The 12668-nt window shown below is 68.1% G+C and carries 13 protein-coding genes; 2 read left to right on the top strand and 11 right to left on the bottom strand.

The features are described 5' to 3' along the window. Nucleotides 1-35 precede the first annotated feature (35 nt). Nucleotides 36-983 carry a LysR substrate-binding domain-containing protein gene (locus AC07X5_RS17580; RefSeq protein WP_409961750.1) on the bottom strand — a complete coding sequence of 316 codons (948 nt, stop codon included), beginning with the start codon at nucleotides 981-983 and terminating at the stop codon, nucleotides 36-38. A 124-nt stretch (nucleotides 984-1107) separates the two neighbouring features. Here AC07X5_RS17580 and AC07X5_RS17575 point away from each other — a divergent pair, with 124 nt between their 5' ends. After that, complete coding sequence (locus AC07X5_RS17575) at nucleotides 1108-1752, top strand: FMN-dependent NADH-azoreductase (RefSeq protein WP_494771193.1); 645 nt, start codon at nucleotides 1108-1110, stop codon at nucleotides 1750-1752. A gap of 69 nt (nucleotides 1753-1821) precedes the next feature. Here the strand turns inward: AC07X5_RS17575 and AC07X5_RS17570 are convergent, their stop codons facing one another. The 9 genes from AC07X5_RS17570 to AC07X5_RS17530 all read right to left on the bottom strand — a co-directional run bounded on the left by AC07X5_RS17570 (nucleotide 1822) and on the right by AC07X5_RS17530 (nucleotide 11119). Next, the gene (locus AC07X5_RS17570; RefSeq protein WP_494771192.1) at nucleotides 1822-2370 is read right to left on the bottom strand and encodes an NADPH-dependent FMN reductase; all 549 of its coding nucleotides are present in this window, start codon (nucleotides 2368-2370) and stop codon (nucleotides 1822-1824) included. Nucleotides 2371-2555: 185 nt separating this feature from the next. Continuing rightward, nucleotides 2556-4616: a family 2A encapsulin nanocompartment cargo protein cysteine desulfurase gene (locus AC07X5_RS17565; RefSeq protein WP_494771191.1), complete on the bottom strand. Its 2061-nt coding sequence runs from the start codon at nucleotides 4614-4616 to the stop codon at nucleotides 2556-2558. Between the two features lie 9 nt (nucleotides 4617-4625). Next, nucleotides 4626-5558 carry a family 2A encapsulin nanocompartment shell protein gene (locus tag AC07X5_RS17560; RefSeq protein ID WP_184856217.1) on the bottom strand — a complete coding sequence of 311 codons (933 nt, stop codon included), beginning with the start codon at nucleotides 5556-5558 and terminating at the stop codon, nucleotides 4626-4628. Nucleotides 5559-5634: 76 nt separating this feature from the next. Continuing rightward, on the bottom strand, nucleotides 5635-5907 hold the full coding sequence (locus tag AC07X5_RS17555) for a helix-turn-helix domain-containing protein (protein WP_494771190.1): 273 nt from the start codon (nucleotides 5905-5907) through the stop codon (nucleotides 5635-5637). Then, nucleotides 5904-6839, bottom strand: a complete 936-nt coding sequence (gene epsC, locus AC07X5_RS17550; protein ID WP_494771189.1) for a serine O-acetyltransferase EpsC — start codon at nucleotides 6837-6839, stop codon at nucleotides 5904-5906. Before epsC ends, AC07X5_RS17555 begins: the two co-directional genes overlap by 4 nt. Before the next feature lie 56 nt (nucleotides 6840-6895). After that, on the bottom strand, nucleotides 6896-7378 hold the full coding sequence (locus AC07X5_RS17545) for a rhodanese-like domain-containing protein (RefSeq protein ID WP_494771188.1): 483 nt from the start codon (nucleotides 7376-7378) through the stop codon (nucleotides 6896-6898). A 140-nt stretch (nucleotides 7379-7518) separates the two neighbouring features. Next, nucleotides 7519-8733 (bottom strand): N-methyl-L-tryptophan oxidase, encoded by a 1215-nt coding sequence (solA, locus tag AC07X5_RS17540; protein WP_494771187.1) that lies wholly within the window; start codon nucleotides 8731-8733, stop codon nucleotides 7519-7521. Nucleotides 8734-8838: 105 nt separating this feature from the next. Further along, nucleotides 8839-9990 carry a hypothetical protein gene (locus AC07X5_RS17535; RefSeq protein WP_494771186.1) on the bottom strand — a complete coding sequence of 384 codons (1152 nt, stop codon included), beginning with the start codon at nucleotides 9988-9990 and terminating at the stop codon, nucleotides 8839-8841. Between the two features lie 169 nt (nucleotides 9991-10159). Continuing rightward, nucleotides 10160-11119 (bottom strand): ADP-ribosylglycohydrolase family protein, encoded by a 960-nt coding sequence (locus tag AC07X5_RS17530; RefSeq protein WP_494771185.1) that lies wholly within the window; start codon nucleotides 11117-11119, stop codon nucleotides 10160-10162. Nucleotides 11120-11208: 89 nt separating this feature from the next. Between AC07X5_RS17530 and AC07X5_RS17525 the strand changes: the two genes are divergently transcribed. Continuing rightward, on the top strand, nucleotides 11209-11907 hold the full coding sequence (locus AC07X5_RS17525) for an NUDIX hydrolase (protein ID WP_494771184.1): 699 nt from the start codon (nucleotides 11209-11211) through the stop codon (nucleotides 11905-11907). A 1-nt stretch (nucleotide 11908) separates the two neighbouring features. Here AC07X5_RS17525 and AC07X5_RS17520 read toward each other — a convergent pair whose 3' ends face one another. Beyond that, entirely contained in the window at nucleotides 11909-12664 is a 756-nt protein-coding gene (locus AC07X5_RS17520) for an ABC transporter permease (RefSeq protein ID WP_494771183.1), read from the bottom strand. Nucleotides 12665-12668: the final 4 nt, after the last annotated feature.

Raw genomic sequence — 12668 nt, 5'->3', positions numbered from 1 at the left:
CAGCGGTCTTCACCACACAGCGTATTGACACGGTGCTATATGTTGGCCCCGTCCAGCCCTGCCACACCGTCGCGCGTGGCCAGGCTGTTGCGCCCCGGCATGGCCTCTCCCAGGTAGTCGAGAAAGCTGCGCACCGCCGGCGACAGCCCGCGCCGCGAGGGGAACACCGCATGCACGATGGCCGGCGGCGGCACCCATTCGGGCAGCACGCGCACCAGGCGGCGCTCGCGCATTTCCTCATGGCACATGTAGTCGGGCATCCAGCCGATGCCGATGCCGGCCAGCACCGCGAACTTCAGGGTCAGCAGATCGTCGGCCACGTAGCGCGGCGTGTGGTGCACGACCTGGTGGGCGCCGCCCGGGCCCATCAGGTTCCAGGTGGCCCGGCCATCGGGGGCCGACATGGCCACGCTGTCCATGCGCGAGAGGTCTTCCAGGGTGGTGGGCGCGCCCTGGCGTATCAGCAGCTCGGGGCTGGCCACGAGGATCTGGCTGGTCATGTCCAGGCGCTTGACCACCATGGAGCCGCTGTCCTCCAGCGTGGGGCGCACGCGCAGGGCCACGTCGATGCCCTCCTCCACCACGTTCACCACCCGGTTGCTGACCACCATGTCCACGCGCACCTCCGGATAGCGGGCCAGGAAGGGCGGCATCATCTCGGCCAGCACGGTCTGCGCCAGCGTCACCGGGCAGCTCACGCGCACGGTGCCGCGCGGCACGGTCTGCACCTGGGCCACCGTGTCGGCCGCCGCCTGGGCGGACTCGCGCATGGCCTGGCAGTGGCGCAGGTAGGCCTCTCCCACCTCGGTCAGCGACAGCTTGCGCGTCGTGCGCTGCAAGAGGCGCACACCCAACTGCGCCTCCAGGTCCGACACGCGGCGCGACAACCTCGATTTGGGAATACCCAGGGCGCGGCCGGCGGCGGCAAAGCCACCGCGCTCGACCACCTCGGCGAAATACAGCATGTCGTTGAGGTCTTGCATAAAGTACATCGTTCTACTGATAGGACAATCTATCGCAAGTTCAATACCTTATCAACAAACGAGTGCGTCTCCACAATTCATCCCATGGCCACACGCTGTGGCTGCCATCCACAGGAGATCACTCATGCAACTGCTTCACATCGACTCGGCCATCACCGGCGAACAATCCGTTTCCCGCGAACTCACCAAGCGCATCGTCGCCGCCTGGAAGGTCGGCCACCCCAACGCCACGGTGCAGCACCTGGACCTGGCCGCGCAGGCCCCGGCCCACCTGAGCGCCGACGCCCTGGGCTTTCGCACCGGCCAGGCCGCTGCCACCGAAGTGCAGCGCCAGGAAAACGCACTGTCCGAAGCCCTGGTGAGCCAGTTCCTGGCGGCCGACGTGATCGTGATCGGCGCGCCGCTGTACAACTTCACCATTCCCAGCCAGCTCAAGGCCTGGATCGACCGCATCGCCCAGGCTGGCCGCACCTTCAAATACACCGACAAGGGCCCCGTGGGCCTGGCGGGCGGCAAGACGGTGATCGTAGCCTCCACCCGCGGCGGCATCTACTCCACCAGCGAAGGCGGCCAGGCCATGGAGCACCAGGAGAGCTACCTGAAGGTGGTGTTCGGCTTCTTCGGCATCACCGACGTGCGCTTCGTGCGTGCCGAAGGCGTGGGCATGGGCCCCGACGCCAAGGCCCTGGCGATTGCCAGCGCCGACAAGGACATCCAGGCGCACACCAGCGTACCGGCCAACCAGCCACAGATCGCACAAGTGGCCTGAACCGGTTTCAGCTCAGCCAAGCAAAACGCCGCCCTTCGGGGCGGCGTTTTTCATGGGACGGTCAGAACCTCAGATGTGCTGCTTGACCCAAGCAACGTAGGCATCGACCCAGCCCTGCAGGAACTTCTTGCTGCCCTCGCCCACATTGCCGTCGGCGTCGAACAAACCTTCCTTGGCGTGGATGAAGCCCTCGGGCTGGCCCAGTGTGGGCACATCGAGGTAGCCCAGCACGTTGCGCAGGTGCTGCTGCGCCAGCGCGGTGCCGATGGCGCCCACCGAGGCGCCGATCACGCCCGCGGGCTTGCCGCCCCAGGCGCTCTGGCCGTAGGGGCGCGAGCCATGGTCCAGCGCGTTCTTGAGCACGCCGGGGATGGAGCGGTTGTACTCGGGCGTCACGAACAGCAGGCCCTGGGCTGCCTTGACCTCGCTTTTCAGGCGCAGCACCGACGCAGCCTGGTTGCCATCGTCGTCCTGGTTGTACAGGGGCAGGTCGTCGATGCGCAGCTGCGTGAATTTGAAATCGGCCGGGGCCAGCCGCTCGATGGCGGTGGCCAGCTTGCGGTTGAACGAATCCTTGCGGAGGCTGCCGACGATGACGGCGATCTGGACATTGCTCATGGAAACTCCTTGTGAATGGGATGACATGGAGAAAAGCACTGCAGGGGTGGTCTCAGGACCCGGCAGCGCGAAGCACTCGCCATGATAGCCACAGACCGTGACGCCATGGCCTGCTCACCCAGCGCAATTGCTATATTTTGTATAGCGGATTGCGCCGGGAAGTTCACCAGGGATGGCGACCGGCGTCAGCCCGCCCGACGCTGCCCGGCGAGGCGCTGAACCACCGTGACCAGGCGGTCGATCTCGTCGAAGGTGTTGTAGAACGCCAGCGAGGGCCGCACCGTGGTCTCCACGCCGAAGCGGCGCAGGATGGGCTGGGCGCAGTGGTGGCCGGTGCGCACGGCAATGCCCTCCTCGTTGAGCGCCTTGCCCACCTCTTCGGTGGAGTAGCCCGCGAGCACGAAGGACATGACGCTGGCCTTGTCGTTGGCCGTGCCGATGAGGCGCACGCCGCGGATGGCGGAGAGGTGGCGCATGCCGTAGGCCAGCAGTTCATGCTCGTAGCGTGCGATGTTCTCGATGCCCACGCGGTTCACGTAGTCGATGGCGGCGCCCAGGCCCACGGCGTCGGCGATGTTGCCGGTGCCGGCCTCGAACTTGTTCGGGATGGGCTGGAACACCGTCTTCTCGAAGGTCACGTCGGCAATCATGTTGCCGCCGCCCTGCCAGGGCGGCATGTCTTCGAGCACCGCGCGCTTGCCCCAGACCACGCCGATGCCGGTGGGGCCAAAGACCTTGTGGCCCGAGAACACGAAGAAATCGGCCCCCAGGTCCTGCACGTCCACCCGCATGTGCGAGACCGACTGCGCGCCGTCGACCAGGGTGGTCGCGCCGGCACGCTTGGCCAGCGCCACGATCTCCTTGACCGGCACCACCGTGCCCAGGGCGTTGGAGACCTGGGTCACCGCCACGATCCTGGTGCGGTCGTTCAAGAGTTTCTGGTACTCATCGAGCAGCACCTGGCCCGAGTCATCCACCGGGATCACGCGCAGGCGCGCGCCCTTGGCGGCGGCCAGCTGCTGCCAGGGGACGATGTTGGCATGGTGCTCCAGGTTGCTGACGATGATCTCGTCGCCCTCGCCCACATGCTGCGCGCCCCAGCTCTTGGCCACCAGGTTGATAGCCTCGGTGGTGCCGCGTACGAAGATCACCTCGTTTACATCGGGCGCGTTGATGAAGCGCTGCACGCGCTGGCGTGCGCCCTCATAGGCGTCCGTGGCGCGGGCGGCCAGCTCGTGCGCCGCGCGGTGGATGTTGGAGTTCTCGTGCGCGTAGAAATGGCTGATGCGGTCGATGACCGACTGCGGCTTGTGCGTGGTGGCGGCGTTGTCGAACCAGACCAGCTGGCGGCCGTTGACGCGCTCCTGCAGCACCGGGAAGTCGCGGCGCACCGCATGCACGTCGAAGGCCGGGTGGGCGCTGCGGTCGGCCTGCGGGACGCTGCTGGCAGCCGGGGCACGGCCGGGCGTGGTGTAGCCGCCAGGCAGCACCACCGCATCGGCAAAGTAGAAGCGCGGTTCGGCCGATGGCACCGTGCTGGGCACACCGGTGCCGGCCGTGGGGGACGTCACGCGCGGCACCTCGGGGGCGGCAAAAGGCAGGCGCGCCAGGGCATCGAGCCCACCGGGAACGGCGCCATGCCCGTCGGGCGGGGTCACCTGGGGCAGGCGGTCGGCCGCCAGCGGGTGGCCGTGGCGTTCGCCGAGAAAGTAGTACGGCGATGTGCCCGGCGCCACCGCAGGAGCGGCCTGGGCGGGCGCGGCCTCGGGCACACCCAGCACGCCGCTGCCAAAGCGCGGCTCATAGGCCGGCAAGGTGCTGATCACCGAGTCGGGCACGCCATTGCCGGCCACCGCGTGCGGCAGCAGGGCCGGCGCGCGGTGTGCCAGCGAGGCCAATGGCGTGGGCGATGCCGGCACCAGGTTGGCACCGGGCACCAGTCCTTGCGGGATGGGGGTGCCAGGCACGCCGGGGCCAAAGCCGGCGGGGCTGACCAGGGGCGAGCCGGCCGGTGCGATGTTGACAGGCGCCTGCACGCCAGGCGGCCAGGGTGTGCCCTGCCCCGCCCCAGGCAGCGAGCCCGGTGGCGTGGAGGGCAGGCCTGCAGCCGGCCCGGCAAAGCGCGGCTCTTCGCCGGGCCGGGCCGCGAAAAAGGCCGTCGCCAGCCCGGCCAGCAGCGCCGGGTCGATCGGCGGCTGCAGCGTGGCGGGCACGCTGGCAGGAAGGGAGGATGGAGTGGTCACCACGCGGCCGCTTTACTTGTAGGTGTCGGGGTAGTCGTGGTACTTGTTGATCTCCACGTCGTCCAGCACGGCCAGGGCATCGGGCGTGAGCACGGCCAGCGAGCAGTACAGCGAGATCAGGTAGGACGCGATGGCATGGTTGTTGATGCCCATGAAGCGCACCGACAGGCCCGGGCTCTGCTCGCCCGGCAGGCCGGGCTGGAACAGGCCGACCACGCCCTGGCGCTTGTCGCCCACGCGCAGCAGCAGGATCTTGCTCTTGCCGTCGGCCACGGGCACCTTGTCCGAAGGGATCAGCGGAATGCCGCGCCAGGTGATGAACTGCGAGCCGAACAGGCTCACGGTGGGCGGCGGCGTACCACGGCGCGTGGCTTCGCGGCCGAAGGCGGCAATCGCCAGCGGGTGGGCCAGGAAGAAGGCGGGCTCCTTCCAGACCTTGGTCAGCAGTTCGTCCAGGTCGTCCGGCGTGGGCGCGCCGGTGAGCGGGAACACGCGCTGCTCTTCAGTCACCTGGGCCAGCAGGCCGTAGTCGGGGTTGTTGATGAGCTCGCTCTCCTGGTTCTCCTTGATCGTCTCGATCGTCAGGCGCAGCTGTTCCTTGATCTGGTCGTGCGGGCTGCTGTACAGGTCGGAGATGCGGGTGTGCACGTCGAGCACGGTGCTCACGGCGTTCAGGAAGTACTCGCGCGGGTTCTCTTCGTAGTCCACGAAGGTGCGCGGCAGCTGGTTCTCTTCCTCGCGGGCGGTGCAGGTGACCTTGATCAGCTCAGGGTTCTTGACCTGGTTCAAGCGGTAGATGCCAGCTTCGACCGGCACCCACTGCAGCAGGTGCGTCAGCCAGCGCGGCGAGATGGTCGAGAGTTGTGCGGTGGTCTTGGTCGCGTTGGCAAGTTGCCGTGCTGCGTTGTCGCCCAGGGCGGTCGTGCCGCCCACTGTTGCCGTCATGTGAGGCTCCGTGTCTGAAAAAGGTGGGATGAAAAGAAAGGTGTCCCAGCCAGTTTCCGACGGCTGCCTCAGCGCTTCAACATGCTATAGCCGCCAATCGCGTGCCTTTGAGCGCATTCGCATCGCTCAATGCGTCGCAGTGCCCGAGCAGCGTAGCGCCGCTCACGCCAAAGGCCTGCGAGAGCTTGTCGATGGTGACCAGCGAGGCGATGGCGCGGCCACGCTCGATCTCGCCCACATAGGACCGGTTGAGATCGGCGTGCTCGGCCAGTTGCTCCTGCGACCAGCCGCGCGCCTCGCGCAGGCGCCGCACGGCGGTGCCGAAACTGCGTACCAGCACCTCGCTCATGCCGTGGCCACCCCGGGCTTTTCGCCCTCGTGATGGCCGTTGTGGCGCGACAGGGCCTGGGTCACGTTGCCGCCGGCAGGCACGTCGTGCGTGATCCAGACATTGCCGCCGATGGTGGCGCCGCGCCCCAGCGTGACACGGCCGAGCACCGTGGCGCCGGCGTAGATGACCACATCGTCCTCCACCACCGGGTGGCGCGGCAGGCCCTTTTGCAGGTGGCCCTCCTCGTCGGTGGGAAAGCGCTTGGCGCCCAGGGTGACGGCCTGGTAGACGCGCACGCGCTCGCCGATCACCGCCGTCTCGCCGATCACCACGCCCGTGCCGTGGTCGATGAAGAAGCCCGCGCCGATCTGCGCGCCGGGGTGGATGTCGATGCCGGTCTGCGCATGCGCCTGCTCGGCCACGATGCGCGCCAGCAGCGGCAGCTCCAGCCCATACAGCGTGTGCGCCAGGCGGTGGTGGATCATGGCCAGGATGCCGGGGTAGCACAGCAGCACCTCGTCCACGCTGCGCGCGGCCGGGTCGCCGTGGTAGGCGGCCAGCACGTCGCTGTCGAGCAGGCTGCGTGTTTCGGGCAGCGCTGCGGCGAAGCTGCGCGCCGCCTGCACGGCGCGCTTTTCGATGTTCTGCTCTTCCACCGGCTGATGGCGCAGCACGTAGCGCAGCTCCAGCCTTATCTGTGCCAGCAGCGCATGCAGGGCCGCGTCCAGCGTGTGGCCCACATAGAAGTCTTCGCTCTCCTGGCGCAGGTCGGGCGGGCCCAGGCGCATGGGAAAGAGCACGCCCTTGAGCTTGTCGACGATGTCGGCCAGCGCATCGCGCGAGGGGAACTCGCGCCCGCCCGGCTCCTGCGAGCGCTTTTGCAGGCTGCGCCAGTCGCGGCGCACGGCGTGCAGCGACTGCACGATGGGTTCGATGTTGAAGACGGCCATGGGGAATGTGGGAAGCAGTGGTTCAGTCGTGGGATCGGCCGCAGGCAGTCAGTTCGTCAGTCCTGGACCCAGGGCAGGCCGTGGAAGCGCCAGCCATCGGCATGGCCGCGCTGTTGCTGGCCGTCGATCTCGCCCTCGAAGCCTTCGAGCACGTTGAAGACGCGGGTGAAGCCGGCCTTGGCCGCCGCCTCGGCCGCCAGGGCCGAGCGCTTGCCGCTGCGGCACAGCAGCAGCACGGTGGCTTCCTTGCCGCCATGGCTGGACAGGCGCGACTCCAGCTCGCGCACGAAGCGCGGGTTGCGCTGCAGCGCGGTACCCGTGGCCCATGGCACGTGCAGGCTGTCGGGCACCTGGCCGACGAACTTCAGCTCCTCGGCCGAGCGCACATCCACCAGCACGGCATCGCCGGCAGAGATGAGTTTCCACGCCACGGTGGGCGAAACGCCGCCTGCATAGGGCAGGCCAGAGGCCAGCGCTACCGAACGGGCGGATTCCAATTCCTGTGCAAGCACAGTGTCCTGGGTAGCGGATGAAGACATGGCAGGGGTCCTTGAGGTGAGGGGATTGCAGCCCTCGTAGGTGGGGCTGCTGTGCACATGGGTCCACTCTAGAACCCTTCCCATAAAACCCAAAAGAATAAAATTTGGTTTCTATAAAACCAAAACATCCTTGCAGTAGGTCAGGCTGTGTCTGCCGTCGCCAGGCCATGCAGGGCATGGCCAAAGGGCCGCAGGTCCAGGCGCTCCGGCAAGTCCAGCACCTGCTGGGCCAGGGCCTCGCCCACGGCGGCCGAGTGCTTGAAGCCATGGCCCGAGCAGGCCGATGCCACATGAACGCCTGGCCAGCCCGGCAATTGGTCGATGACGAAGCCGTGGTCGGGCGTGACGGTGTACAGGCAGGCCCGGGCATCGGTGCAGTGCGCGCCCGGGGCCTGAAAGCGCGGCAGCACATGGCGCTGCAGCATGGTGTCTTTTTCGGCATCGGCCACGGCCCGGTCCACGGTGTCGGGGGTGGTGGCCTTGAGGTACTGCGCGGTGGCGATCTTGAAGGCCGACGTGCCCGCTTCCGCGATGGGGAAACCATAGATCGAATCGTCCGGCCCCTCGCGGAAGGTCCAGATGAAGACCGGGAAGGCTCCGGGCTCGAACAATGGCGCGGCCGCCCCTGTGTCGAACCAGAACATCACCTGGCGGTACACCGCCAGCTTCGGCGCCCAGGCATGCTGCAGTTCCTGGCCCAGCAGGCCCGGCAGCCAGGGGCCGGCGGCCACCACCACCTGGCCCGCGCTGTAGCGGCCCTGGGTGGTCTCCACGCGCAGATGCTCGCCTTCGCGTGCCAGGCCGGTCACGCGCGTGCCGGTCTGCAGCGTGGCGCCATGCACCTGGGCCTGTTGCAGCTGGGCGCCGATGGCGGCCTCAGGCCGCACGAAGCCAGCATCGCGCTCCCAGTAGGCGAACTCGTGGTCGTTGAGCTGGAACTGCGGGTAGCGCCGGCGCAGGTCGGCATGGTCCAGCACCTCGTGGTCTATACCATGGCGGCGCGCGATGTCGATGGTGCTGTGCACGAAGTCGTGGCGGCGCCCCTGGTGCACGGGGGCGCCATCGCGCGGGCCGAGCACCAGGCCGTGGGTGCGGGTGTAGATCGATTGGCCCGTGGCAGCCTCCAGTTCGCGCCAGATCTCGTGCGAGCGTCGCACCAGGGGCACGTATTCGTCGCCCTCCCCCACCGCCAGGCGGGTGATACGGGTCTGCCCGTGCGAAGAGCCCAGGCTGTGCGGCGGCGCGTACTGGTCCAGCCCAAGCACCTTGGCACCGCGTCGGGCCAATTGGTAGAGGGTGGCGGAGCCTACGGCGCCAAGGCCGATGACGATGGTGTCGAAGAGGTCGTGGGGCATGAGCGAGAAGCCGGCTGGAAGACAGGGCGCCAGCTTAAAGGCCGGAATCCCTTCTTCCAAAGCCGCATTGCGCATGAACTCATGACGAATTCTCCGCCACCGCTCTCACTGCGGCCAGACCTTGCCCTTGTGCACGAAAGCGCCGGTGCTGGTCTTGTAGCCGAAGTGGACCTGCACGTTGAACGCGCGCAGCTCCGCTTCCGTGAAGTCCAGCAAAGGCGTGAACTTGAGGCTGGTGGCATTGTTCACCTGGCTGGCAAAGGCGATGCCCTCCAGGTCCGCGGGCACCTGGCTGGTCCATCCGCCCTTGGCCAGACGGAAGAACCAGCTGTCCACCGGGAACGAGGTCCCATTGGCCGGAATGAGCGCCGCCACCCAGGTGCTGAGTTTCGGGTTGGCAGCGACGTCGGAGGCGGCCTGCGCCAGCGTGATGTCGAGCCGCAGTGGCTGGCCGGCGGCGGACACCACTGAGGTAGACACGGTGGCCGGCACCGGCAGGGTCGTCGCATTGTCTGGCGGGGTGACCGTGCCCGTGCCGCCGCCAGCGCTCGGCGCATCCACCGGGTCGGGGTAGGCGCTGGTGGTCCAGACGATCTTGGCGTAGCCGGCCGCGTACCTGGGCATGTCCAGGTCGATGGCGCCCTGCACGTCGTACAGCGGGCTGCCGCTGAGCTGGCGCACATAGAGCCAGTTGCCGTCCTTGGTGCTGCCCCGGTTGGCATCGAGCTGGCCGCCCACGAAGCGCAGCGTGCCGCCGCCGTCGTGCACCACGAACTGCTCTGTGCGTTCGTTGACCAGCCGTGCAAACGAGGTGTCGATGCGCTCGCCGGTCTGGGCGTTCTGGTATTCGGCGCCGCTCAGGGCCGCCTCGCGCACGGGTGCCGAGCCATAGCGCAGCACGAAGGCCGATTGCGTGCGCTGCGGCGCATAGCCCGAGAACATGAACGAGCGCGTCCCTGCGGGGATGAAGATCTTGAATTCCTTGTACTGCAGTTGGTAGCCGGTGAACTCGGGCAGTGCCAGCGAGCCGCCGCCAGGAAAGGCACAGCCGCCCGTGGCATATCCGATGGCGCAGCCCGTGACACCTTGCGGCGCGTACTGCTGCTTGAAGCCGATGTGGGTATCGAACTTGTAGCTGTAGGAGCCCGCTGGCGGGGGCAAGGCGATCTTGAGGGCCGACTGGTGCAGCGAGACGAAATTGGCGGCCTGGGCCAGGGGCGCAGCCGCAGCCAGGAGAAGAACAGCGAGGTACCGCATGGAATGGATCCAGAAAAAAAGACAACGGACAAGGACAGGAAGAACAAAAAAGACACCGCAGAAGCGGCCTTGCGCAGGCCGCCGGGGCATGGCTCGGCCCCCATCCGTAGCGTATCTCGCGCCTGTCCAGGCGATGCCCCGATAAGCGGCACGGCATGGCCGCTCATCGCTAAACCGGAACGGCGCGCGCGTCCCGGTGCAGCAGGCCTGCCGCCATGTCGCCGATCTCCTCGCCCATGAACAGCATGGCGCGCCAGTGCGCGGGAATGCCCTCGATGCCGTAGAACGCGCCAGCCACCTGCCCGGTGATGGCGGCCGTGGTGTCGGCATCGTCGCCCAGGTTGGAGGCGGCCAGCACGGCGTGGGCAAACGAATCCGTGGTGGCAAAGCACCACAGCGCCGCCTCCAGCGAAGCAACGCAGTAGCCGCTGCCGCGGACCTGCTCGCGCGGCTTGCCGTGGTAGCTGCCTGCGGCGATGGCCTGCACCGCAGGACAGGCAAGACCTGCCTGCCGTACGGCCAACACCTCCAGTCGGGCGGCTTGGCCCCGCGCCGGATCGCCTTGCAGGGCATGGGCGATCACCTCGGCCAGCACACTGCAGCACTCCACCGCCTCCGCCGCGCCGTGCGTGGTCTGCGAGCTCAGGCGCGCCTGGCGCAGCATGGCCGCCATGTCGGGAAAGTAGCGCAGCACCACGGGCGCCAGCCGCATCAGCGAGCCGTTGCCGGCGGTCTGCGGATCGGTGGAACCAGCCATGGGCTCGCCATCGGCCAGAAAGCGCGAGAGCGCGCCGCGCACGGTGATGCCGATGTCGAAGCAGGTGCCCGTGGGGCTGGGGTAGCCCCAGCGCCACCAGTTGGCGTAGCGGCGCATCTGGTCCTCGGCATCGAAGCCACCGCGGTGCAGCAGGCTCTGCGCCAGGCATATGGCCATGGAGGTGTCGTCCGTCCACTGCCCGGGCGCCAGGCGGAACGGGCCGCCGCCCACCATATCGGCCAGCGGTGCAAAGCTGCCGCGCGGGCTGAACTCCACCGTGGTGCCCACGGCATCGCCGCAGGCCAGGCCCACCAGGCAGCCCCGATAGCGGCTTTCGAGAATTTCCACGGCATGGGGAGATAGTGCGGTCATGCGGCCTCCGATTACTTAGTTTAATTGATGAACTTATGATAGTTTCATTAAAATACTAAGTCAACAATCTTCAGCCACGGAAACACGCCATGCCCACGCCCTCCTCTGCCGAGCCCTCCTTCCCCACCGTGATCTGCACGGTGGACGTGGTGCTGATGACGCTCAAGGACGATGCCCTGCACGTGGTGCTGCTCACGCGCAGGAACGCCCCGTTCGCGGGTGCGCCGGCCCTGCCCGGCGGCTACATCCACGCGCAGGAGGACCGCACGGCGTGGGATGCGGCCGCGCGCGTGCTGCGCGACAAGACCGGCATCGTGAGCCCGTACCTGGAGCAGCTGGCCACCTACTCGGGCGCCGACCGCGACCCGCGGGGCTGGTCGGCCTCCATCGTCTACTACGCGCTGATCTCCGAGGAGTTGCTGCCCCGGGGGCGCGAGGGGCTGCAACTGGCACCGGTGGCCGCGCTGCCCGCCCTGCCCTTCGACCACGGCGAGATCGTGGCGCTGGCGGTGGAGCGCGTGCGCTCCAAGAGCCAGTACTCGTCGCTGCCGGTCTACCTGTGCGGCGAGCGCATGACCCTGCCGCGCCTGCAGGCGGTGTACGAGGCGGTGCTGGGCGAGCCCATCAACAAGGTGAGTTTTCGGCGCAAGATCGACGAGCTGGGCATGCTCGAACCCATCGAGGGCGAGCTCACGAGCGGGGCCGCGCACCGGCCTGCGCAGATGTACCGCTTGCGCGAGAGCTATCGGCGTGCGCTGTCGGTGGTGCAGCGCGGCATCAACTCCTGAATCAGGCGTGCAGCCACCGCGCGTGCAGCCAGCGCGCGCAGTGGTCGAGCAGGTAGCCGAGGGCACCGATCAGCACGATGGCGGCCATGAGCTCCGAGTACGCCAGGCGGTCGCGGGTGTCCAGGATGAAATAGCCCAGGCCGGCGGAGACGCCCAGCATCTCGGCGGGCACGAGCACGATCCACAGGATGCCGATGGCGGTGCGCACCCCGGTCAGGATGTGCGCGGTGATGCCCGGCAGAATGACGCGCAGCACCGTTTCGCGCCGGGTGGCGCAGACGCTGCGGGCCAACAGCAGCCAGTGCGCATCGAGCTGGGCCACGCCTGCCGAGGTGTTCAGCAAAATCGGCCACACGGCGGCAAAGGCGAGCAGGAAGTACACCGGCGCATCGCCCACGCCCAGCACCATGACGGCGATGGGCATCCACGACAGCGGCGAGATCATGCGCAGGAACTGGAACACCGGCGTGGTGGCCTGCGCGAACAGCCGCCATACCCCGGTGAGGATGCCCAGGGGCACGCCCACCGCCACGGCCAGCAGCAGGCCCACGGCCACGCGCTTGAGGCTCAGCCATGCGTGGTGCCAGATGTCGGCGCCGGCCACCAGGTGCCACAGCGCCTCCAGCGAGGGCAGCGGCGCGAAGGCGGCGGCGATGGGGGTGCGCCGGGTCAGCAGCAGGCTGCCCGCCCACCACAGCACCGCGACCAGCGCGACGCCGGCCAGGGGCAGCACGAACCTGCGCAGGCGGGTCTCCACGGCG

The organism is Acidovorax sp. GW458-11-26-14-TSB4 (assembly GCF_059423865.1).
The sequence above is the reverse complement of the archived record's forward strand: the minus strand, read 5'-3'. Positions and strand labels throughout refer to the sequence as shown.